This is a genomic window from Streptomyces sp. T12 (assembly GCF_028736035.1).
In the GTDB taxonomy this organism is placed as follows: Bacteria; Actinomycetota; Actinomycetes; order Streptomycetales; family Streptomycetaceae; genus Streptomyces.
Map to the genome: position 1 here is coordinate 6,561,990 of NZ_CP117866.1, position 20,776 is coordinate 6,582,765.

Below are 20,776 nucleotides of genomic sequence, written 5' to 3' on the forward strand. Positions count from 1 at the left end.
GCCTGAACTGTCCAACTCCGCCCTCCCCTTCGCCCCACCTGCCGCAAAATAGAACAACGGCCAGCACCACCAGCCGGGACGCAGTGTGAACAGGGAAAGGCGCGAGGGCATGGCACGGGGCACCGTCGAGCTGGACGAGGTCGAGCAGCCGATCATCGACCAGCTGACGTCGATGGGGTGGAAGCACGTCCACGGGCCTGATCTCGCCGATCCGGACGGCGGTGACGGCCGCGCCTACAGTGACGTACTGCTCGTCAAACGCCTCAGCTCGGCCATCCGGCGGCTCAACCGGGTCACAGGCACCGGCGAGCTCTGGATGGACACGGCCGATGTCGACAGTGCCGTGGCCGCGCTGCGCCGGACGGCCCGCAATGTCGCCACGGAGAAGTTGAAGGACGTCAACAGCGATGTGACGAGCCTGCTGCTGAGCGGATCCCCGGCCACCGGGCACGAGGTCCATCACCAGGGCAAGACCGTTCATGTTCAGTACGTCGACTGGGAGTTGGAGGGGCTCAGCGACGACGAGATCCTGCGGAGGAACGAATACCTCGTCGTCGATCAGCTGCGGGTGCGGACTGTCGACGGGGTGGACGTCGTCCTCGACCTCGTTCTCTTCATCAACGGGATTCCGGTCGCCGTCATCGAGTGCAAGAGCCCGGACCGGCAGGACCCCGTCGGCTCGGCGATCCGGGATCTGCGCGCCTATGCCGGTGTGCCGCTCGACGACGACACACGCGAACCGCATGAACGGCCGGGCGGGATGCCCGAGCTGTTTGCGTCCGTGCAGCTGCTCGTCGCGGCGAGCGGCAGCGACGCCGCGCTCGGCACGATCACGTCGAGCGAGGAGCACTTCGCCGCCTGGCGCAGCGTGACGCCGGACTACAAGGACGACGAGGCGCTGGCCCGCGCTTTGCAGAAGACCAGGAGGGCGGACGGGAAGCGGAGGCTGTTGAGGGAGGGGCAGGAACTCACCGATCAGCACAGGCTCGTCGCCATCGTCCTCAAGCCGCGGAACCTGCTCAACATCATGCGGCACTACGTCTTCGAGCTTCCCGTCAAGACGAGGGAGGGCGAGCCGCCGATCACCGTCAAGACGGTCTGCCGGCATCAGCAGTACCGGGCCGTCGAGAAGATCGTGCACAAGCTGCGGACCGGGCGCACCCCCGAGGACCCCGCCGCCGAGGTCGACGAGCGCGGCGGCGTCATCTGGCACACCCAGGGGTCCGGCAAGAGCCTCACGATGGCGTTCCTCGCCCGGAGGCTGCACACGAGCCGGGATCCGCGGCTGAATCGGTTCACCATCCTCGTCGTGACCGACCGCAAGCAGTTGGAGCAGCAGCTCTCGGCCGCGGTGCGGATCAGCGGCAGCCCCGTACGGATCGCGAAGTCCCAGGCCGACGCGGAAGGGATGCTGAAGCGGGCCGGGAAACCGGGCGGGCGTGCGGTCATCTTCACGATGATCCAGAAGTTTCTCGGGCGGATCCCCGGTGTCGTGGGGGAGACGGCCGACGACGACCGGGACCCGGCAGCCGAGTTCGCGGCGGCGCAGGTCCGCCTCGACGAGGGCGGTGACGCGGAAGCCGCCGCCGACCCGACCCCGGACGCGGCGGCCGTCGAGGAGGTACGGCGCCAGTTCACGGAGTGCAGTACGTCGACGCATGTACTGGTGCTCGTCGACGAGGCACACCGGTCGCACACCTCCGTACTGCACGCGTGCCTGCGCGACGCGGTGCCGAATGCCGCGCGGATCGGGTTCACCGGCACGCCGATCATGAAGGGTCGGCTGACCGACACCGGACGGATCTTCGGGCTCGAACCGGACGACAAGTTCCTCGACTCCTACCTGATGGACGAGGCGGAGCGGGACAAGGTCGTCGTGCCCGTCCGGTACGAGGGGCGTACGGGGTCGGCCGAGGTGAAGGAGAAGGACGGCCTCAACGCCAAGTTCGACGACCTCGTCGCCGGGCTGAGGGAAGAGGACAAGAACAAGTTCCGCAACGGGCTGAAGCCCACCAGCCGCGACGTCGCCGAGTCCCTGCCGCTGATCCGCCGCAAGGCCATGGACATGCTGGAGCACTACGTCACCGGGCCGCTGACCGGCGGCTTCAAGGCCCAGGTGGCGGCCGTCAGCCGACACGCGGTGGTGCTCTACCGGCACATGCTGAATGATGCGCGGGCCGAGCTGCTGGCACGGGTCAGGGAGTTCGATCCGGCGACCCTGCGGCACAAGGATCTGAAGGACTACTCGTGGGACGAACTGGTGCTGCTGCGGGCCTGGCAGTACCAGGAGCTGCTGCGGCGCATCGACTTCGTACCGGTCATCTCGGCGGGCAGCGAGCAGAAGCAGGGACTGTGGCGGGAGTGGACCGACCCGGTGCGGCAGCAGGAGCACATCGAGCGGTTCCTGGAGCCCTTCCCGGAGCTGCCCCCGGACAATCCGTGGCTGATCGAGCATGTGTCTGAGCCCGACCCCGTGCCCGGCGGCGGTATCCGGATGAATCCCTGGAGTGAGCCGGCGCCCCCGTCCGCCGCGTCCGGGGCGAATCCCTGGAGCAGCGCACGGCCGCCCCGGAGGACGGCGTCCGCGTCGGACGCGAACCCATGGAGCGAAGCGGAACAGCCGCCGATCGCCTTCCTCATCGTGAAGTCCATGCTTCTGACCGGGTTCGACGCCCCGATCGAGCAGGCCCTTTACCTCGACCGGCCGATCCAGGACGCCGAACTGCTCCAGGCCATCGCCCGCGTGAACCGGCCCCGGCACGGCAAGCACGAGGGGCGCGTCGTGGACTACTACGGCGTACTGAACGACCTCGCGGTCACCCTGCCCGCCTACAAAGGCGACGGCCCCACCCTCCGTACGGTGCGGAGCCTCGCGAGCGAGATCCCGGACCTGCGCAAGGCCGCCGGGAAAGTCGAGCGGTTCCTCGCCGACATGGGAATCAGCGGCCTCGACTCGCCCGCGGGCATCACGGGCGGTATGCGCGCCCTGGGCGACGAGGACGCGCGCGCCGTGTTCGACGAGAAGCTCGCCGAGTTCTTCGACGCACTGGAGCGTGTCCTGCCCCATCAGGGGGCCCTGGAGCAGGTGCCGAACGCCCGGCGCTGGGCGCTCTTGCAGAAGCGTGTGCGCAGGCACTACCGGGATGCGGCGGGCGGCGAGTTCTCCATGAGGGCGTACGGCCGGAAGGTGCGGGCCATGGTCGCCGATCACCTGGAGCTGCCGGAGATCCAGCAGGTGATCGCGCCTGTCTCGATCCTCGCCCCGGACTTCGACGAGGCCGTGGGGCGGATCTCCGACGTGGAGGAGTCGGCGGCGGAGCAGGTTCAGGCGCTCCGCTATCACCTCGAAGAACGCCTGGAGAAGGAGGACCGGCCCGTCCACCGCACGCTGGCCGAAGAGCTGGAGAAGATTCTTGAGGAGTTCGACGGCCGCTGGGACGAGATCAAGGTGCGTATCGGCCCGATGATCGACCGGGCCAGGAAGGCGGAGGAAGCCGATCCCGCCGTTGCCGATCTCAGCTCGGTGGAGCAGCAGCTGTACACGAAGCTGTCGGAGCGGCTGGCCGAGGACCAGGCATTCGACCAGCCCGGACAGGACTTCCTGCGGCAGCTGACGATCGACCTCACCTCGCTCATCTCCCGGCATGTCGCCGGCGCCGCGTGGTCGGGTACCGAGTCGAGCCTGGACGAGTTGCAGAGCGCCATCTGGCGTCAGCTGCGAGATGCCGGCCTGAAGCCGAGGGAGCGTGACAGGAAGCCGTTGCGGGACCTGTCCGAATCACTGACGGGGCACGCGCAGAGGCACGCCTCCGCTTTCCGTGCGTTGAGGCGGGAGCGGTAGACAGGGGAGCGGCGAACCATAGACGGGAGTGGTAGGCCAATAGACGGGGAGTGGCGGCAGCGATGGACAATGGGCGCCGTGCCAGCCTCCGAGCCGCCCTTCCTCGACAACGCCGCCGACCGTTCACCGCTGGTCGACGGTCAGACACTCGTGGCCGACGGCCGGGAACTCGCGGTGAGGGTGAGCGTCCGGCGGAAGCAACTTGGCCTGACGGTGGAACGCGACGGTTCGCTCACCCTTCGCGCTCCCGCCGACTGTGACCCCTGGAGGGCCGAAACCTTCGTCCGGAAGAGTCGGCCCTGGATTGAGGGCAAGTTGCGGCTGCGTGAGCAGCATCGTCCGGCACATCCCGTACGTGCGTTCCGAGAAGGTGAGTCATTCCGCTACCTCGGGCGGGAGCACCGGCTGGTGTTGGTGGACGAGGACGGGGCGCCGGTTCGGCTGGTTGCCGGACGGTTTGTTCTGGACCAGGCGGTTGCGGTGGAACCGCGCCGGGCACGGCGGGAGCTCATCGCTTGGTATCGCAAGGCCGGGCTGCGGTGGGCGGAAGGGCGGCTCCAGCCGTGGGCGGCCCGCATGGAGGTGCCTGAACCCGCCGTGACCGTCCGGGACGTGGGGAACCGATGGGGTACCTACCGGCAAGGCGAAGGTGAGAACGGCAGGGTGGCACTGCACTGGGCAGTCTTCCAGTTGCCCTCTCACCTCGTCGACTACGTGATTGCCCACGAACTCGCCCACATCAAGATCGCGGGACATGGTCCTGACTACTGGACGCTGCTCAAGCGGGCCATTCCCGACTGCGAGTCACGCAAAGAGGAACTCGACGACTTGGGGCGGCGGCTTTGGCTCGGTGAGATCAGGGGCATGGGCCACGGTTGAATTCAGGCCACCCGCGTGGCCCCCGCGAACGGCATCTCGTCGAGCGGGGCCACCCGGACCGGTGCCGACGGGTTCGGGGCGTGGATCATCTGGCCGTTGCCGATGTAGAGGCCCACGTGGCTGATGCCGGAGTAGAAGAACACCAGGTCGCCCGGGAGCAGTTCGGCGCGCGAGACACGGCGGCCGGCGTCGATCTGGGCGTAGGTCGTGCGGGGCAGGGAGATGCCGGCCGAGCGGTAGGCGGCCTGGGTGAGGCCGGAGCAGTCGAAGGCGTCCGGGCCGGTCGCGCCCCAGACATAGGGGCTGCCGAGCTTGGTGTGCGCGTACGAAATGGCGGATGCCGCACGGGAGTTGGGGGCCCGCGACGGGGCGGCACCGGGGGTCGTCAGGGCGTCGCGCGTGCCCGTCGAGGAGCGTGCGGCGCGGTCCGTGGCGCCTGCGCCCGCCCCGAGCCGGGCCCGCTCCTCGGCGGTCAGTTGGGCGAGCAGGCCTCGGGCCGCGTCCAGCTTGCCGGTGATCGTGTTCTTGTGCCGTTGCAGTTGCGCCTGGCGGGACTTCAGCGAGGTCAGTTCGACGCGTGCGGCTCCGCGCAGCTGCTCGATCTCGCGCAGTTGCTCGCGGACGCTCGCGACGGACGCCGCCTGACGGTTGCCGGCGCGCTCGGCGAACTCCGCTCCGTCGAGGTACCGGTCGGGGTTGTCCGAGAGCGCGAGCTGGAGGGACGGGTCGACGCCGCCGTCGCGGTACTGCGCCGCAGCCATCGAACCCAGTGCTTCCCGGGCCGAGTTGAGCTTCTCCGTCTTGCGTGCGGCCTCGTCCTGCAGTGTCCTGATCCGCCGCTCGGCCGCGTCCGCCTTCTCCTTCGCGCCGTTGTACTTCTCAGTGGCGACCTCCGCCTCCTGGTACAGCTTGTCCACCTTGGCCTTGACCTGCTCCGGTGTCAGCTGCGGCTCGGCGTGTCCGGTCCCGTCGAAGCCCGTCGCCGTCGCCGCGCCCGCCAGGGCGATCGTCCATGCCGTGCGGGCCGTGTTGCCGCCGACCGAGCGCTGACGGGGCTTGCGGTGCGCTGCCACGTGGACTGCACGTCCTTTCGTACAACCGCCTACGGCCGCCTGCGACCGCCTCGTCCCGAACGGGCGCGCCCTGGGGGAGCGGCCGTAGGACGCCCGGGGGCGGGTTACGCGTCCGGCGGCGGCCCACACAGGGGGAGCGAGCCGCCGCCGGACTTTTCTCGGCGGTGGTGGCCGACTGCCGCCCCTGGCCCGGGCGGCGGTGGGGAGCCGGTCACCTGGTGGAGGACGCTAAACCTCGTTGTGTCGGGTCGGTAACGCCTTGTGCGGAAGTGCCGGGAGCGGACCGCGGGATGACCGTAAGTGAGCGTGATCCCGGGTCGGGGCCGTCGTGTTCACGCAGTGTGCTGATCGATGTGACGGTTTCAGGGCTCGTGGGGGTGGCGGGGTGCTATGGGCCGCATATATGCAAGATCGGTAGGGGGTGGGATCGGTAGGGGGTGGGTGGAGTGCGTTGAGTGGGGTGGTGTCGGGTGGTTGTTCGGCGCTCATTAGGCTCCGGCACCATGGACGTACTCATCCACCTCTTCGTCGGCCTGCACATCATCGGTATCGCCGCGCTGCTCGGTGGTTTCTTCACCCAGATGAAGGCGATGGGCCAGGGCACCGCCCGGTTCGTCCCCGCGATGCTGCACGGGGCGCTGACCATGCTGGTCACCGGGGTGATCCTCGTCGGTCTCAACCAGGCGGACGACCAGCCCGTCAACAACATCAAGATCGGCGTGAAGCTGGCGCTGCTGATCGTGATCCTCGGCCTCGTCTATGTGAAGCGGGACGACGAGACGGTGGACAAGAGTCTGTTCGGGGTGGTGGGGCTGCTGACCACGGCGAACGTCTTCATCGCTGTGTTGTGGACGTGATGTCGGACCCGGGGACTGTTCCCGGGTCGGTCCTTGTCCCGGCGTCGGGTCTGGGGCCGGTGCCGGGGTCTTGTCTGGTGTAAGTCCGTAGCGCGGCTGCGGTGACCGTCAGCCATGCCGCCACCGCGATCCACAGCAGTACCTCGCCGGGGGTCTTGAGCCACGGCAGGTCTACGGCGGAGGCGACGGAGAGGGCCGCCGCGGCGGTCATTCCCATGGGGAACGCGGTTGCCCAGCGGCGCACGTCGTAGCGCAGCCGTGGCCATGCGATCTCGGCGATGAGCAGGGCGGCGTACCAGGACAGGTCGAGTACGAGTAGGGCTACGGTCACCGTGCGCAGGGCGTTGCTGTCGTCGTCGTCGTTCCAGAGGTACAGGCGGGCGCTGTCGGCGGCGATGAGCTTCGAACCGGCGAGGGCGGAGATAGCGAGGGCGCCGCCCGCCACCCAGTGGTCGCCGGCGCCGTGGGCCACTTGCCGTAGGTCGAAGCGGGTCAGCGCGACGGCGTAGAGCAGCAGGCCGAGCCAGAACAGTACGAGTGCCGTGTGGGCGAGCCATGCCGTGGCCTCGGACGCGGCGAGTGTGGCGCCTAGGACGGCCAGGCCCTGTGTGGCCACGCAGCCCAGGAACACCGCGCCGGGCATGCGGCGGTGCGAGTGGCGTACGACCGCGATGAGGAGGCCCGGCCAGAGCAGGGCCGCCATGGCCAGGAGGGCCTTGGCGAGGGGCTGCCAGCCGAGGGCGGTGAAACGGGTACCCAGAACCGTCGTTGCGGCGATGGCCGTCAGGGCGGCCGGAGTGGCTGCCTCTTTCACCCACCTGTCGCGGTCCCACAGGAGCCGTGCGAGGAAGTCTCCGGCCAGGGCCAGCCAGGCTGCGCAGGCCAGGGCCAGGGCGATCCGGGAGAGGGTTTCGTAGCCCGTCTGGTGCAGGGATACCGACAGGATGCCGGTTGCCATGACGGCGGCGCCGGCCGTGGGGGGACGTTGCGACCACCAGGTGCGGAGGGGGGAGGCGGGGGCGGGGGTGGGCATGGGCCGATGCTAGGGAGCGGGGGGTGGGGTGCCGGTGGGGCACGCGCGCGGGTGGGGTGAAATACCCGCGTGTTGCCTCCGGCGGTTGGGCGGGGGTGCCTGCGGCGGCCTGTGCGGGTGGGGTGGGGGTGCGCGTAGCGCGTGCGGTTCGGTGGGTGGGTCGGGGCCGTGCCGGAGGGTGTCCGTCCTCGGTCGGGCGGTTGCCGTTGGGCTAGAGGTGCCGTGTCTTGACGCCCGCCGCTGCGGGCGGACACCCCCCGGCACGGCCCCTTCCCGCCGTACGCGGGTGCTGCGCCGCGGGGGTGCGCCCTCACGCGTGCGTGCCCGTAACGGCGCCACGCGCGCGTGGGGAAACGAGGCCACGCGCGCGTGAGGGAAAGGCGCGCCGTGCGCGCATACCGTCAGGCCGGGCGGACCACGCTGTGGATCGACGACTCTCCGTCGTAGTAGATCGACTCCTCGCGGACGTACGCGCCGGGCTTGGGGGCGTGGATCATCATGCCGTTGCCGATGTAGATGCCCACGTGGGTGACGTCGTCGTAGAAGAAGATCAGGTCTCCGGGCTGGGCGTTGGAGAGGGAGACCGTGGTGCCGGCGTTGACCTGGTCGTAGGTGACGCGGGGGATGTCGACGCCCGCGGCCTTCCAGGCGGCCTGGGTGAGGCCGGAGCAGTCGTAGGAGTCGGGGCCGGTGGCGCCCCAGACGTACGGCTTGCCTATCTGGGAGCGGGCGAAGGCGAGGGCCTTCTCGGCCTTGGTGGCGTAGGAGGAGTCCGACGCGGACGAGTCCGAGGTGCTCGAGTCGGACGAGGACTCGCTGCTCTCCTGCTGCTGGGCCGCCTCCTGGCGCTGGCGCTCGGCCTCTGCTTGTTGCCGGGCCAGTTCCGCCGCCTTGCGTGCGGCCTCCTCCTGCTTGCGCTTCTCGATGGCGGCGAGGCGGGCCTTCTCCTCCGCCGTGAGCTTCGAGAGGAGTTCGCGCGCGTCGGAGAGCTTCTGCTGAACGGTGGTCTTCGCGGTCTGCAGGTCGTTCTGCGACTCGGTGAGCGTCTCCAGGCTCTGGGTGGCCTCCTGGCGCTTCTTCATCGTCGCGGACTGCTGCGTGAAGTAGTCGTCGACCGCTTCCTTCTGACGGCCGGTCATACGGTCCATCAGCTGGGTCTGGTCGAAGTAGTCCTGCGGGGTGTCCGCGAGGAGGAAGGTCGCCGTGTCGGGGGCGGCGGCGCCGGTGCGGTACTGGGCGGCGGCGTTGCGGCCGAGTTCCTCGCGCGCGTCGTTGAGCTTCTGGGTGCGCTGGGCGACGTCGTCGAGGAGGGTGTCGACGCGCTTGCGCTGCTTCGCGGTCTTCTCCTTGGCCGCGTTGTACTTCTCGGTCGCCGACTCCGCCTGGCGGTAGAGGTCGTCGACCTTCTTCTCGACCTCTTCGAGGCTCGGCTTGTCGTCTGCCGAGGGGCTGGCGTTGGCCGTCTGGGACAGCAGGGCCACGGAGGTGAGGGCCGCCGTGGCGAGGGCGGGGGTCCGTATGCCTGCTACGCGCGTACCAGCGGGACGCGACTTGCGGTGCGACGCCAAGGGAGGCGACTCCTTCCGTGCTCCGCCTACCGAGTTAGCTGTCGGGTTCGGGCGGATGGTTCGGAAGGGTTGCCCTACGGCCTGTCCCTGGGCAGGGTCGGGCCGATTCACCCCAAGTTCGGTGGGTCCCCGGCTCCGGCAGCGCGGCGGCGTACCAGACTCGGCGGAGGCCGTGCGGCCCGGCGACGTTCGCCGGTGGGGGTCGTACGGCCTGTCCGGCACGGTAGCCAACTCGTGTGGCCCCTGTGAAGGTTGATGTTCGATATGCCCGATACATTTTCGTGACCTTGAGTCAGGGCGTTGTGGGCTGGGGTTGATGGGGGTGTGTTTATGGGGACGTGGTGCTGTTTCGGGTGGGGTGTCGGGCTTTAGTCGTCTTCGGCCGCTGGTGGGTGGCTAGGTCCTTGGCGGGGAGTGCGGCTTGGGGGTGATTGCGGATCGTGATGGGGAGGGTGTGGAGAGTGAGGGTGGTGTCTGGTGTGGCCGGTCTGGAAGATCATCCGGTTCTGAAAACCGGCGATGTTCTCGGGGTGGCCGCGGGCTGTCAGTGGGGCGCCCTAGACTCGGAGAGCGATGAGCAGCCTCTTTGACGACAGCTTCCTGGCGGACCTCCAGGCCCCACGGGCCCATGGGGAGGAGCCCCCGCCACCGCCCGAGGACGATCACTCTCCGGAGCCGGTTCCGGACGATCTGTTCGGCGGGAAGTTCGACGTGCCTCCAGACCGGGACGCCTACTACCGCGACGGCGCCCCGCGCCCGGCCATCGACGCCGCCGCGCTGCTGGAGGGGCTGAACGAGAACCAGCGTGCGGCCGTCGTGCACTCCGGCGGCCCGCTGCTCATCGTGGCCGGCGCCGGGTCCGGCAAGACGCGCGTGCTCACCCACCGCATCGCCCATCTGCTGGCCGAGCGGAGTGTGCATCCGGGCCAGATCCTCGCGATCACCTTCACCAACAAGGCCGCGGGCGAGATGAAGGAGCGCGTCGAGCAGCTCGTCGGCCCGCGCGCGAACGCGATGTGGGTGATGACCTTCCACAGCGCGTGCGTCCGCATCCTGCGGAGAGAGAGCAAGAAACTCGGGTTCACGTCGTCCTTCTCGATCTACGACGCCGCTGACAGCAAGCGGCTGATGGCGCTCGTCTGTCGGGATCTGGACCTCGACCCGAAGAGGTTCCCGCCCAAGTCCTTCAGCGCCAAGATCAGCAACCTGAAGAACGAGCTGATCGACGAGGAGGACTTCGCCGCCCAGGCGACCGACGGCTTCGAGAAGACCCTCGCCCAGGCCTACGCCATGTACCAGTCGCGGTTGCGGGAGGCCAACGCCCTCGACTTCGACGACCTGATCATGACGACGGTCAACCTGCTGCGGGCCTTCCCGGACGTCGCCGAGCACTACCGCCGTCGCTTCCGCCATGTGCTGGTGGACGAGTACCAGGACACCAACCACGCGCAGTACGCCCTCGTGCGCGAGCTCGTGGGGACCAGCGAGCACCCGGTCGACGTACCGCCCAGCGAGGAGGACAACCCGCCCGCCGAGCTGTGTGTGGTGGGTGACGCCGACCAGTCGATCTACGCCTTCCGGGGCGCCACCATCCGCAACATCCTCCAGTTCGAGGAGGACTACCCGGACGCGACGACCATCCTGCTGGAGCAGAACTACCGCTCCACGCAGACGATCCTGACCGCCGCCAACGCGGTCATCGAGCGCAACGAGTCCCGCCGCCCCAAGAACCTGTGGACCAACGCGGGCGCTGGCGCGCGCATCACCGGCTATGTTGCCGACACCGAGCACGACGAGGCGCAGTTCGTCGCCGACGAGATAGACCGACTGACGGACGCGGGCGACGCGAAGGCCGGCGACGTCGCGGTCTTCTACCGTACGAACGCCCAGTCCCGTGTCTTCGAAGAGGTCTTCATCCGCGTCGGGCTGCCCTACAAGGTCGTCGGTGGAGTTCGGTTCTACGAGCGCAAGGAGGTCCGGGACGTCCTGGCCTACCTGAGGGTGCTGGCCAACCCGGAGGATTCGGTGCCGCTGCGCCGGATCCTGAACGTCCCCAAGCGGGGCATCGGCGAGCGCGCCGAGGCGATGATCGACGCCCTGTCCCAGCGCGAGAAGATCAGCTTCCCGCAGGCGCTCAAGCGCGTCGACGAGGCGTACGGCATGGCCGCGCGCTCGACCAACGCCGTCAAGCGGTTCAACACGCTGATGGAGGAGCTCCGTACGATCGTCGAGTCCGGCGCGGGACCGGCGACCGTCCTGGAGGCCGTGCTCGAACGCACCGGCTATCTCGCCGAGTTGCAGGCCTCCACCGACCCGCAGGACGAGACCCGCATCGAGAACCTCCAGGAACTCGCCGCCGTGGCCCTGGAGTTCGAGCAGGAGTCGGGTGAGGGCGAGGCCTCCGGCGGGCTCGCGGCGTTCCTGGAGCGGGTTGCGCTCGTCGCCGACTCCGACCAGATCCCCGACGAGGACGAGGACGGCTCCGGCGTCATCACCCTGATGACCCTGCACACCGCCAAGGGCCTGGAGTTCCCGGTCGTCTTCCTCACCGGCATGGAGGACGGCGTCTTCCCGCACATGCGCGCCCTCGGCCAGGCCAAGGAGCTGGAGGAGGAGCGCCGCCTGGCTTACGTCGGCATCACGCGCGCGCGTGAACGGCTGTATCTGACGCGGTCGTCGATGCGCAGCGCGTGGGGGCAGCCGTCGTACAACCCGCCGTCCCGTTTCCTGGAGGAGATCCCGGCGCAGCACGTGGACTGGAAGCGCACCGGCGCGTCCGCGCCGGTCTCCTCCGGCCCGGCGTCCGGTGTGGCCGCCTCGCTGTCCTCGTCCCGCTCGCGCTCCGCGGCCTCGGGCGCGTCCGGTTTCGCCACGCGCCGTACCTCGGAGAAGCCGGTCGTCCAGCTGGCGGTCGGGGACCGGGTCACGCACGACCAGTTCGGGCTCGGCACCGTGATGGCGGTCAAGGGCACGGGCGCGAACGCCGAGGCGACGATCGACTTCGGGGACAAGCCGAAGCGGTTGCTGTTGCGGTACGCGCCGGTGGAGAAGCTCTAGCAGTGACAAGAGTGCGCCCCCGCCGCAGGACGGGGGCGCACCACGAAGTCGTCGGCTCGCTTACGTCGTCGCTTACGTCGGGTTGATCCCGTGGCTGCGCAGCCAGGGAAGCGGGTCTATGGCCGAGCCGCCACCCGGACGTACCTCGAAGTGCAGGTGCGGGCCGGTCGAGTTGCCGGAATTGCCGGAGTACGCGATCGGGTCGCCGGCCTTCACCGTCGTACCGGAGGCGACACGGTAGCTGGAGAGGTGGCAGTACCACGTCTCCGTGCCGTCCTTCGCGGTCACGATCATCATGTTGCCGTAGGCGCTGTTCCACTGCGTGCGGACGGTGCCGTCGGTCGCGGACATCACCGTCGTGCCGTACGAGACGGGGAAGTCGATGCCGGTGTGCACGGACATCCAGTTGATGCCGGCCTGGCCGAAGTAGGCGCTGAGGCCGTGCTGGGCCACCGGAAGGGCGAACTTGGGACGCATCCGCTCCTTGCGGGCCGCCTCCTCCGCCGCCTTCTTCTTCTCGGCCGCCTGCTGGGCCTTGAGGTCGATGCGCTCCTGCGTACGGCTGGCCCGGTCGGCGAAGTCGTCGGCGCCGGCGGAGAGGCTCTCGAGCTGGGTGTCCAGCTTGTTGTTCGCGGTGGACGGCTTCACGGCCTCGCCGTCCGAGGCCGTCGTCACCGCGTCCTTGTCGTCGGTCGTCAGGCTGCCGACGGAGGCGGCGGCGATCCCCGCGACGCCCATCACACACGCCGAGGGCACGGCGATCGTCAGCAGCGCGGAGCGCTTGGGGGGCGGACGGCGGCGGGAGCGCGCCCCGCTGCGGGAGGCGGTGCGCGGGGAGGGGGCCGGAGCGGACTCCTCCTGGCCGTCGAGGAGCGGGGCCGCGGCGGGAAGCTCGCCGGTGGCGCTCAACTCGGCGTCGTGCTGGGCGGGGTCGCCGTAGGAGGCGGGGTCGTCGTACGTCGTGGAGTCGTCGTACGTCGTGGAGTCGTCGTACGGCGTGGGGGCGCCGTGCTCGATCTGCTCGAAGAGCGCGGTCCCCTGTTGATCGAAGGATTCTGCTGACTGCGCGGTGGCGCCGTCGGAGTTCCACTGTGTGGCGTCGTACGCGCCGGTGTCGAAGGCCTGCGTGCCCCATTCCCACTGCTGGGTCTGGTCGGCCGGGGCGCCGGACTGGTCCGGCTGCAGCCACGTGCTCGCGTCCCAATGACCGGAGGTGTCGTGGCCGGTGGTCTGCTGCGGCACGAAGGCGAGTCGCTCGTGCTCGGCCGTCCAGGCCGTGGTGTCGTACGCGCCGGTGTCGTACGCGGCGTGGTGCTGGGCCGCGTAGGCGTCGTAGTTCACGGTGTGGTGGTTGCCCGTGGACCACTGTGTGGTGTCGTACGCGCCGGTGTTCTCGCCGGGGAGGCTGCCGAACAGGGGGTCCGCGTCGAAAGTCGGGGCGGCGTGGGCGTGACCGGCGGCGCCGAACTGAGTGGCGTCGTAGGTGCCGTAGCTGGTGGCGTCACCGTAGTGGGCTTCCTGGGCGCCGTACGACGCGTAGTGCGCCGAGGCGGCATCGGAAGCCGTGGTCGGGGAGGTCATGGTCCCCGACGGGTGACGATCGTTCACCAACTTCTCTCTCGCCTCGACAACAGGGGCTGCCAGAGCAGTGCGGCGACTGTACCCGGCGGTACGCGGGCACGACAATCTTCGGCAGGTTTCGCGCGCGAAGGAAACGGGCATTCGGCCGTGTTTTGGCGGACTGCGGGCGCGGGTTTGGCCTTGTGTTCGAAGATTGTTCGATGTCGGTCGGCTGTCCTGAGGCTGCGTGCCGAGTGTGAGTCAGGTGTTGGGGGCTGCTGTCGGGGGTTGCCGTCGGGGCGTCGCGGGAGCTGTTGAGGGGGCGGTCACGCCACTGTCAGGCCGTCGGCCTGTGCGGCGGCGTCGGCTCCTGTCCGTGCGGTGTCGAGGGCCTGCCGTATCCCGGTCGCCACGGCGGGGTGCACCGGCAGGGCGAGGTGGCCGATGCCGGTCACGCGGACGTTCTGCGCCATCAGGTCCGGGTGGTCGATGCAGGCCGTCTCCAGCGGGTCCATCAGGTGGTCGAGGTCGCTCCAGAAGCTCACGAAGTGGGTACGGCAGCCGGGTGCGGGCCTGGCCAGTTCCTCGAGGACCGGTGAGCCGGGGCGCATCTGACGCACGATGGGATGTGCGTTCGCCAGTGGGACGACACGGGTGCCGGAGTGCGGCGTGCCGAGCGTGACGAGCGTACGGACCCTGAGGTCGCCGCCGAGGCGCTGCACGTAATAACGCGCTATCAGCCCGCCGAGGCTGTGCCCGACGATGTCGACCTGCCTGCTGCCGGTGCGCTCGCAGATCCCCTCTATATGCCGGCCGAGCAGTTCGGCGGCGGTGCGGATGTCGCAGGTCAGCGGGGAGTAGTTGAGCGACTCGACCTGGTGCCTGCCGTGTTGGGCGAGGCTGCGGCGCAGCAGGACGAAGACCGAGCGGTTGTCTATGAAGCCGTGCAGCAGGACGACGGGGGGTTTGGTCTCCGTCGGCAGCTGGGCGGTGTCCTGTGCGGGGAGCGCGGGGGTGGTGCGGCGCTCCTGGGTGATGCCGGAGGGATAGAGGAGCAGGTGTCCGGCGAGGATCGCGATCTCCAGGGCGGTCGCCTTCAGCAGGGCCAGGGAGAGGCCGGCGATTCTGCTCGGGAGCAGGCGCTGGCAGAGCGGAAGAAAGGGGAGTGCTGCCCCGGTGACCTTCATGGCCGACCTCCTTGCGGCACGCGGGAGGACGGCTCCGGCCCCCGTGTGCCCTCGTGGGAAGTCGCGGCGGAGGAGGCCGGCGGGGCATGAGGAGGGCGCGTGGGGTGAGCGAGGCACGCGGCGTGAGCCAGTTCTGTCGGCCATGGTGCGCCGATGACCTGGCGGGGCTGCCTGCCGGTGTGGCGACGAGCCTCCCCGCTGTCGTGCCTTACCTGCCCTACGTGCCCTTCGTGCGACCGTCGATGCGCCGCACCGCCACGGCGCGCGGCCTGCGGCGCGGTGGTGCGGCGACCTCGTTGCGGCTCCCGTTGCGCGTGGTTCCGCTGCGACGCGTGTACCGCAGGCTGCTGCGGCCCGTGTGCCGCAGAGATCTGGAACGGTGCGCGGCGAACGTGTCCCACCGTGTGATTTCCCCCTCGGTCTGCACCGCGAAACTGCCGGTTGCGGGATGCTGGAGATAACGTTCGTTCACTACTTCGGGCAGTGTGGCCCGGGGCGTCCGTGCCGTGGTGGCGCGTCCGGTGCGGTGAGCAGCGGAAAAGTGCAATACGCGCACCATGTATGACATGTGCTGCCTGTGCGGCATAACTCATATATGAGCGGTACTTGTCGGTACGGATGGATGTAGTCGCTTCATGGAGGCAGTGATGGGTGTGGCAGCCGGTCCGATCCGCGTGGTGGTGGCCAAGCCGGGACTCGACGGCCACGATCGGGGGGCCAAGGTCATCGCGCGGGCGCTGCGCGACGCCGGTATGGAGGTCATCTACACCGGGCTTCACCAGACACCCGAGCAGATCGTCGACACCGCGATCCAGGAGGACGCCGACGCGATCGGCCTGTCCATCCTCTCCGGCGCCCACAACACCCTCTTCGCCGCCGTGATCGAACTCCTCAAGGAGCGCGACGCGGAGGACATCCTGGTCTTCGGCGGCGGGATCATCCCCGAGGCGGACATCGCCCCGCTGAAGGAGAAGGGCGTCGCGGAGATCTTCACGCCCGGGGCCACGACGCAGTCGATCGTGGACTGGGTGCGGGCGAACGTACATCAGCCGGCGGGGGCATAGCCGCTGCGCTCGGCTGGAGCCGAGTGTGTGGAGCAGTCCCTGGGCAGGAGCCGGGGGTGCCGGCCGGAGTCCGACCGGAGGCCTCAGGGCGCCTACGTCCTCAGCTCCTCGGTCATCGCCGCCCGCAGCCGCAACGTCGTGACCAGCCGCTGGAACGCCTCCGCCCAGTACCCCCCGGCCCCCGGCGACGCGTCCTCCGACTCGTCCGGCACCGCCTGCAGGCCGTCGAGGCGGCTCGCCTCGGCCGGGTCGAGACAGCGCTCGGCCAGGCCCATCACTCCACTGAAACTCCATGGATAACTCCCCGCGTCCCGTGCGATGTTGAGCGCGTCGACCACTGCCCGCCCAAGCGGCGGAGCCCACGGCACCGCGCACACCCCGAGCAGCTGAAACGCCTCGGACAGACCGTGCGTGGCGATGAACCCGGCGACCCACTCGGCCCGCTCGGCGGTGCCCAGCGTGCCGAGGAGCTTCGCTCGCTCGGCCAAGGACACCGCTCCTGGACCGCCCGCCTCGGGAGCCGAGGGTGACCCGAGCAGCGCCCTCGCCCACTGGCCGTCCCGCTGCCGCACCGCCGCCCGGCACCACGCCGCGTGCAGCTCGCCCTGCCAGTCGTCCGCCACCGGCAGCGCCACGATCTCCTGAGGCGTACGCCCCCCGAGCCGCCCCGACCACGTGCTGAGCGGCGCCGCCTCCACCAACTGGCCGAACCACCACGACCGTTCACCGCGCCCGGCCGGAGCTGTGGCCACGACCCCGTCGCGCTCCATTCCCGCGTCGCACTCGTGCGGCGCCTCGACACTGATCGCCGGCGTCTGCTGCGTGTGGTCCAGCGCCACGCACGTCCCGGCGCGCACCGCCATCCGCGCGGCGAGCGCCGAACCCGGCAGCGCCGAGAGCAACTCGGCGGCCGTCGCCCGGACATTGCGGCTCCGGTCGTTCAGCGCCTGCTCCAGAAACGGCTCGTCCTGCGGGCCCAGCCCGGTCCGCAGCGAGTCGAGGAACATCAGCCGGTCCTCGGCCCGCTCCGTCGCCCATGTCGTGGTCAGCAGCTCGCGGGCGGTGGCGGGCTCACGCGTGCGTATCGCGGAGAGAAGCGAGACCCGCTCGGCGAACAGCCCCTCCTGCCACAGCTGTTGGATCCTGGCCGAGTCCTCGAGGTGCGGCAGCGCCGCGCCCCCACCGGGTGCCGCACGCAGGGCGAACCGCCAGTCCGGGTTCAGCCGGGCGAGCCACACCGCGCGCGGGCCCGCGAACGTCAGCGCCGCCGGCCGTAGGTCCGTACGCCCCCGCGCCGCGTCCAGCAGCGCGGGCAGCGACTGAGGGGGCGGTGCGAAACCGCGGTCGTTCGCCGTCGCGAGCCACTGGGGCAGCAGCTCCATGAGGTCCGGCGCCGTGCCTCTGCGACCGCCGCCTGCCGCGCCGGGACGGTCGGCCAGCAGTATCGCCAGCCTGCGGGCGGCCGCCGGGGGCAGCGCCGGTCGCGGGTCCTCGGGGGCCGGCTGCGGACGCTGCGCCGCTCGCGCCGGCCGCAGTCCCGCCCGCCGCCGTACGGTCTCCACGGCCGCCGCGTCCAGCAGCGCCGCGGGCGCTTCCCGACCCGGCGCGCAGCCCGGGGGTGTACGCCGGTCCGTGCCGAGCAGTGCCGCCGTGACGAGTTCCTCCCAGGTGCCGGGCGGGGGCGAGTCCACGGGAGCGGAGGGACTGTTCATGTGGTTCCTTCCTCTCTTTCTGCGTGCCGGGCGCCGTGGCAGTGGAGGGGGGTGAGACTCACCTGTATGGCCGGGGAGGCGGGCGTCGCACAGTCCGTCGCACGGGCGGTGCGAGTCGCGCGGGCAGTGCGAGTCGCACGGTCGGTGCGCGGCGCACCGCTCAGCACAGCTGCACCGCCTCTCCCGTCCCCTCCGGCCACGCCGTCAACGGGGTGAAGCCACGGTGGCCGCACTCGCCGAACACCTTGACCGGTGCGCCGCCCGACAGCGCGACCAGGCGCCAGAGGCCCGGGCGGGCGCGGGCGGCGGGGGTGAGCGGCAGCGCTGTGTCCGCGTCGGCGTCCGCCAGCTGCCACGAGTCGCCGTCCGGGGCCGGCACGACCCGGTCCAGGGTCACCGGGACCGAGTCCAGCCACGGATCGTCGCGGAGCGCCTCGCCGTAACGGGCCGTCGCCTCGGCCGTCGTCCCGCCCGGCGGCCGTATCGGGGCGGGCGCGGGCGGTGCGAACTGCTCGCCCAGGGCCGCCCGTAGCTGCCCGGCGCCCGGGTACCACGACACCTCCGCCTCCAGGGTCAGCCCAACCGGCAGCGCCAGCTCCGGGGCACGGCCGGCGGCGCCGTAGGAGAGGAGCAGCGCGGTGCGGCCCGAGTCGGCGCCGTACAGCCATATCCGGCGCGTCGTCAGTTTGGTGTCCGCCGTGTCGTACTGGGCGAGGACCAGCCAGCGGTCCCGCACCGGCGGGCCGTCCACGGAGGCGGGCAGGCCGATGCGGGAGCGGACCGTGTCTGCCAGGCCGTCGGGCAGCCGCTCGCGGCGCAGCCAGCCCTGGTCGAGGAGGTGCACAAGGGCGCACTCCTCCAGCAGACGCACGGGCCAGCCGGGGCCGGACGCCGGGATCGCCCCCAGGTCCCTCACCCGCGCGGCCAGTCCGGGGGCCTGGGCGTCGACCATGCGGGCCGCCGTCTCCTCCCACGGTCCGTACCCGGCCTGTTCGGCGCCAGCCAGGCCGCCGCGCAGCAGGTCCGCAAGGCGCTGCTCCAGCTCCGTCGCGCCCGCGGTGACCCGCCCCGCCCGGCGCTCCGCCCTGCGCCGCGCCGCCTCCGGATCACCGGACCCGGACGAGGAACCGGCCGCGCCCGCCGCCCGCTTGTCCTCCGCGCGCTGCCTTCTCCCCTTTATCCACTGCTCCGCCCAGTCCGGCGGCTGCCCGGGCGACACCGCACCTTCTCCGCCCGCCCAGAGCAGCAGCAGCCCGAGCGTGTGCTTGCACGGGAATTTCCGGCTCGGGCAACTGCACTTGTACGCAGGCCCGGCCGCGTCCGCGATGTCGATGACCGTCTGATACGGCTTGCTGCCACTGCCCTTGCACAGCCCCCACACCGCCCCCTCGTCGGTACTCCCCGCCTCGGACCACGGCCCTGCCGCGCCGAGTTTGCTTCCCGCTTTGCGTGACGCGGCGTCAGGCGCCAGTGCCAGCACCTGGTCCGCGGTCCAGCGCACCCCCTGCTGAGTCATGCCATCGAAGGTAGATCCCACCACTGACAATCGGCCGGGGCAGATATCCCGCCAGCGGCCTCACGAGCGCGTTTGCGCAGGTCGGAACGCATTGTCAGTGGCGTGGTGCAACGTGGATGCCAGATCCGAAACGGCTGAACCGGCCGAGCTGGAGGGGGACTTTGCCATGCCTGTGTCCGTAGCACCGACGTCCGTCGAAGCGGGGGAGACGGAACCGGCCGAGGCGTTGCGGCCGCACGCCGAGGACGCCTTCGCCCATGAACTTGCCGCGCTGGCCGCGCAGGACGACCGTCCGCGCCCGGCCCGCTGGAAGCTGTCGCCGTGGGCGGTGGCCACGTATCTGCTGGGCGGCACGCTGCCGGACGGCACGGTGATCACACCGAAGTACGTGGGCCCGCGCCGCCTCGTGGAGGTTGCCGTCACCACGCTGGCCACCGATCGCGCCCTGCTCCTGCTCGGCGTGCCCGGCACCGCCAAGACCTGGGTCTCCGAGCACCTGGCCGCCGCGGTCAGCGGAGACTCGACGCTGCTCGTGCAGGGCACGGCCGGCACGCCGGAGGAGGCCATCCGCTACGGCTGGAACTACGCGCGGCTGCTCGCGCACGGGCCGAGCCGTGACGCCCTCGTGCCGAGCCCCGTCATGCGGGCCATGGCGGAGGGGATGACCGTGCGCGTCGAGGAGCTGACCCGTATTCCAGCCGACGTTCAGGACACGCTGATCACGATCCTGTCGGAGAAGACGCTGCCGATAGCGGAGTTGGGGCAGGAGGTACAGGCGGTCCGCGGATTCAACCTCATCGCCACGGCCAACGACCGCGACCGAGGCGTCAACGACCTCTCCAGCGCTCTGCGCCGCCGCTTCAACACGGTCGTGCTGCCGCTGCCGGAGAGCGTCGAGGCCGAGGTGGACATCGTCTCCCGCCGCGTCGACCAGATCGGCCGTTCCCTCGACCTGCCGGCCGCGCCCGACGGCATCGACGAGATCCGCCGCGTCGTGACCGTCTTCCGCGAGCTGCGCGACGGGGTGACGTCGGACGGCCGTACGAAGCTGAAGTCGCCGAGCGGCACGCTGTCGACGGCCGAGGCGATCTCCGTCGTCACCAACGGCCTGGCGCTGGCCGCCCACTTCGGCGACGGCGTGCTGCGATCCGGCGACGTGGCCGCGGGCATCCTCGGCGCCGTCGTCCGCGATCCGGCGGCCGACCGGACCATCTGGCAGGAGTATCTGGAGGCGGTCGTGCGTGAGCGGGACGGCTGGACGGACTTCTACCGGGCGTGCCGGGAGGTGAGCGCGTGAACGACGACCTTGGGTGGGGCCGTCCTGGCGGCGGGTCAAAGGCGGGCGGGTCGGCGCAGGGTGAGTCGGTGGCGGGCGGGTCAGTGGCGGGCGGGTCGGTGGTGGGGGATCCGTGGCCGGGGTGGGTCATGG

The 20,776-nt window shown here is 70.4% G+C and carries 13 protein-coding genes and 1 riboswitch; of the genes, 6 read left to right on the top strand and 7 right to left on the bottom strand.

The window, feature by feature from the left end:
- The first annotated feature begins 109 nt into the window (after positions 1–109).
- Together PBV52_RS29745 and PBV52_RS29750 are read left to right on the top strand one after the other, a co-directional pair.
- On the top strand, positions 110–3,841 hold the full coding sequence (locus tag PBV52_RS29745) for a type I restriction endonuclease subunit R (protein WP_274242530.1): 3,732 nt from the start codon (positions 110–112) through the stop codon (positions 3,839–3,841).
- A 78-nt stretch (positions 3,842–3,919) separates the two neighbouring features.
- Positions 3,920–4,720, top strand: a complete 801-nt coding sequence (locus PBV52_RS29750; protein WP_274242532.1) for a M48 family metallopeptidase — start codon at positions 3,920–3,922, stop codon at positions 4,718–4,720.
- A gap of 2 nt (positions 4,721–4,722) precedes the next feature.
- On the opposite strand, the gene PBV52_RS29755 is transcribed toward PBV52_RS29750, so the two are convergent.
- Complete coding sequence (locus PBV52_RS29755; protein ID WP_274242533.1) at positions 4,723–5,793, bottom strand: C40 family peptidase; 1,071 nt, start codon at positions 5,791–5,793, stop codon at positions 4,723–4,725.
- A 503-nt stretch (positions 5,794–6,296) separates the two neighbouring features.
- Here PBV52_RS29755 and PBV52_RS29760 point away from each other — a divergent pair.
- A complete protein-coding gene (locus PBV52_RS29760) occupies positions 6,297–6,650 on the top strand; it encodes a hypothetical protein (RefSeq protein ID WP_274242534.1) in 354 nt (117 codons plus the stop codon).
- Here PBV52_RS29760 and PBV52_RS29765 read toward each other — a convergent pair.
- The gene (locus tag PBV52_RS29765) at positions 6,628–7,683 is read right to left on the bottom strand and encodes a tellurite resistance/C4-dicarboxylate transporter family protein (protein ID WP_274242536.1); all 1,056 of its coding nucleotides are present in this window, start codon (positions 7,681–7,683) and stop codon (positions 6,628–6,630) included. The genes PBV52_RS29760 and PBV52_RS29765 overlap by 23 nt on opposite strands.
- Before the next feature lie 401 nt (positions 7,684–8,084).
- Complete coding sequence (locus PBV52_RS29770; protein WP_274242538.1) at positions 8,085–9,251, bottom strand: C40 family peptidase; 1,167 nt, start codon at positions 9,249–9,251, stop codon at positions 8,085–8,087.
- Positions 9,252–9,259: 8 nt separating this feature from the next.
- Positions 9,260–9,413, bottom strand: a riboswitch (cyclic di-AMP (ydaO/yuaA leader).
- Positions 9,414–9,824: 411 nt separating this feature from the next.
- Here PBV52_RS29770 and pcrA point away from each other — a divergent pair.
- On the top strand, positions 9,825–12,308 hold the full coding sequence (gene pcrA / locus PBV52_RS29775) for a DNA helicase PcrA (protein WP_274242539.1): 2,484 nt from the start codon (positions 9,825–9,827) through the stop codon (positions 12,306–12,308).
- Positions 12,309–12,380: 72 nt separating this feature from the next.
- Here the strand turns inward: pcrA and PBV52_RS29780 are convergent, their stop codons facing one another.
- Together PBV52_RS29780 and PBV52_RS29785 are read right to left on the bottom strand one after the other, a co-directional pair.
- Entirely contained in the window at positions 12,381–13,889 is a 1,509-nt protein-coding gene (locus PBV52_RS29780) for a M23 family metallopeptidase (RefSeq protein ID WP_274242540.1), read from the bottom strand.
- Between the two features lie 305 nt (positions 13,890–14,194).
- Positions 14,195–15,055, bottom strand: coding sequence for a triacylglycerol lipase (locus PBV52_RS29785; RefSeq protein WP_274242541.1), 861 nt, complete (start codon positions 15,053–15,055; stop codon positions 14,195–14,197).
- A gap of 647 nt (positions 15,056–15,702) precedes the next feature.
- Between PBV52_RS29785 and PBV52_RS29790 the strand changes: the two genes are divergently transcribed.
- Positions 15,703–16,119, top strand: a complete 417-nt coding sequence (locus tag PBV52_RS29790; RefSeq protein ID WP_274242543.1) for a cobalamin B12-binding domain-containing protein — start codon at positions 15,703–15,705, stop codon at positions 16,117–16,119.
- A gap of 92 nt (positions 16,120–16,211) precedes the next feature.
- Here PBV52_RS29790 and PBV52_RS29795 read toward each other — a convergent pair whose 3' ends face one another.
- Together PBV52_RS29795 and PBV52_RS29800 are read right to left on the bottom strand one after the other, a co-directional pair.
- Complete coding sequence (locus tag PBV52_RS29795; RefSeq protein WP_274242546.1) at positions 16,212–17,831, bottom strand: DUF5691 domain-containing protein; 1,620 nt, start codon at positions 17,829–17,831, stop codon at positions 16,212–16,214.
- 160 nt (positions 17,832–17,991) lie between these two features.
- Positions 17,992–19,347, bottom strand: coding sequence for an SWIM zinc finger family protein (locus tag PBV52_RS29800; RefSeq protein ID WP_274242547.1), 1,356 nt, complete (start codon positions 19,345–19,347; stop codon positions 17,992–17,994).
- 166 nt (positions 19,348–19,513) lie between these two features.
- Here PBV52_RS29800 and PBV52_RS29805 point away from each other — a divergent pair, with 166 nt between their 5' ends.
- Positions 19,514–20,644 (top strand): AAA family ATPase, encoded by a 1,131-nt coding sequence (locus tag PBV52_RS29805; protein ID WP_274242549.1) that lies wholly within the window; start codon positions 19,514–19,516, stop codon positions 20,642–20,644.
- Positions 20,645–20,776: the final 132 nt, after the last annotated feature.

Excerpts from the sequence above, each read along its gene's own strand:
- PBV52_RS29745 (WP_274242530.1), top strand. The coding sequence starts at position 110 with ATGGCACGGGGCACCGTCGAGCTGGACGAGGTCGAGCAGCCGATCATC.
- PBV52_RS29760 (WP_274242534.1), top strand. The coding sequence starts at position 6,297 with ATGGACGTACTCATCCACCTCTTCGTCGGCCTGCACATCATCGGTATC.
- PBV52_RS29765 (WP_274242536.1), bottom strand. The coding sequence starts at position 7,683 with ATGCCCACCCCCGCCCCCGCCTCCCCCCTCCGCACCTGGTGGTCGCAA.
- pcrA (WP_274242539.1), top strand. The coding sequence starts at position 9,825 with ATGAGCAGCCTCTTTGACGACAGCTTCCTGGCGGACCTCCAGGCCCCA.
- PBV52_RS29780 (WP_274242540.1), bottom strand. The coding sequence starts at position 13,889 with ATGACCTCCCCGACCACGGCTTCCGATGCCGCCTCGGCGCACTACGCG.
- PBV52_RS29785 (WP_274242541.1), bottom strand. The coding sequence starts at position 15,055 with ATGAAGGTCACCGGGGCAGCACTCCCCTTTCTTCCGCTCTGCCAGCGC.
- PBV52_RS29790 (WP_274242543.1), top strand. The coding sequence starts at position 15,703 with ATGGGTGTGGCAGCCGGTCCGATCCGCGTGGTGGTGGCCAAGCCGGGA.
- PBV52_RS29795 (WP_274242546.1), bottom strand. The coding sequence starts at position 17,831 with ATGAACAGTCCCTCCGCTCCCGTGGACTCGCCCCCGCCCGGCACCTGG.
- PBV52_RS29800 (WP_274242547.1), bottom strand. The coding sequence starts at position 19,347 with ATGACTCAGCAGGGGGTGCGCTGGACCGCGGACCAGGTGCTGGCACTG.
- PBV52_RS29805 (WP_274242549.1), top strand. The coding sequence starts at position 19,514 with ATGCCTGTGTCCGTAGCACCGACGTCCGTCGAAGCGGGGGAGACGGAA.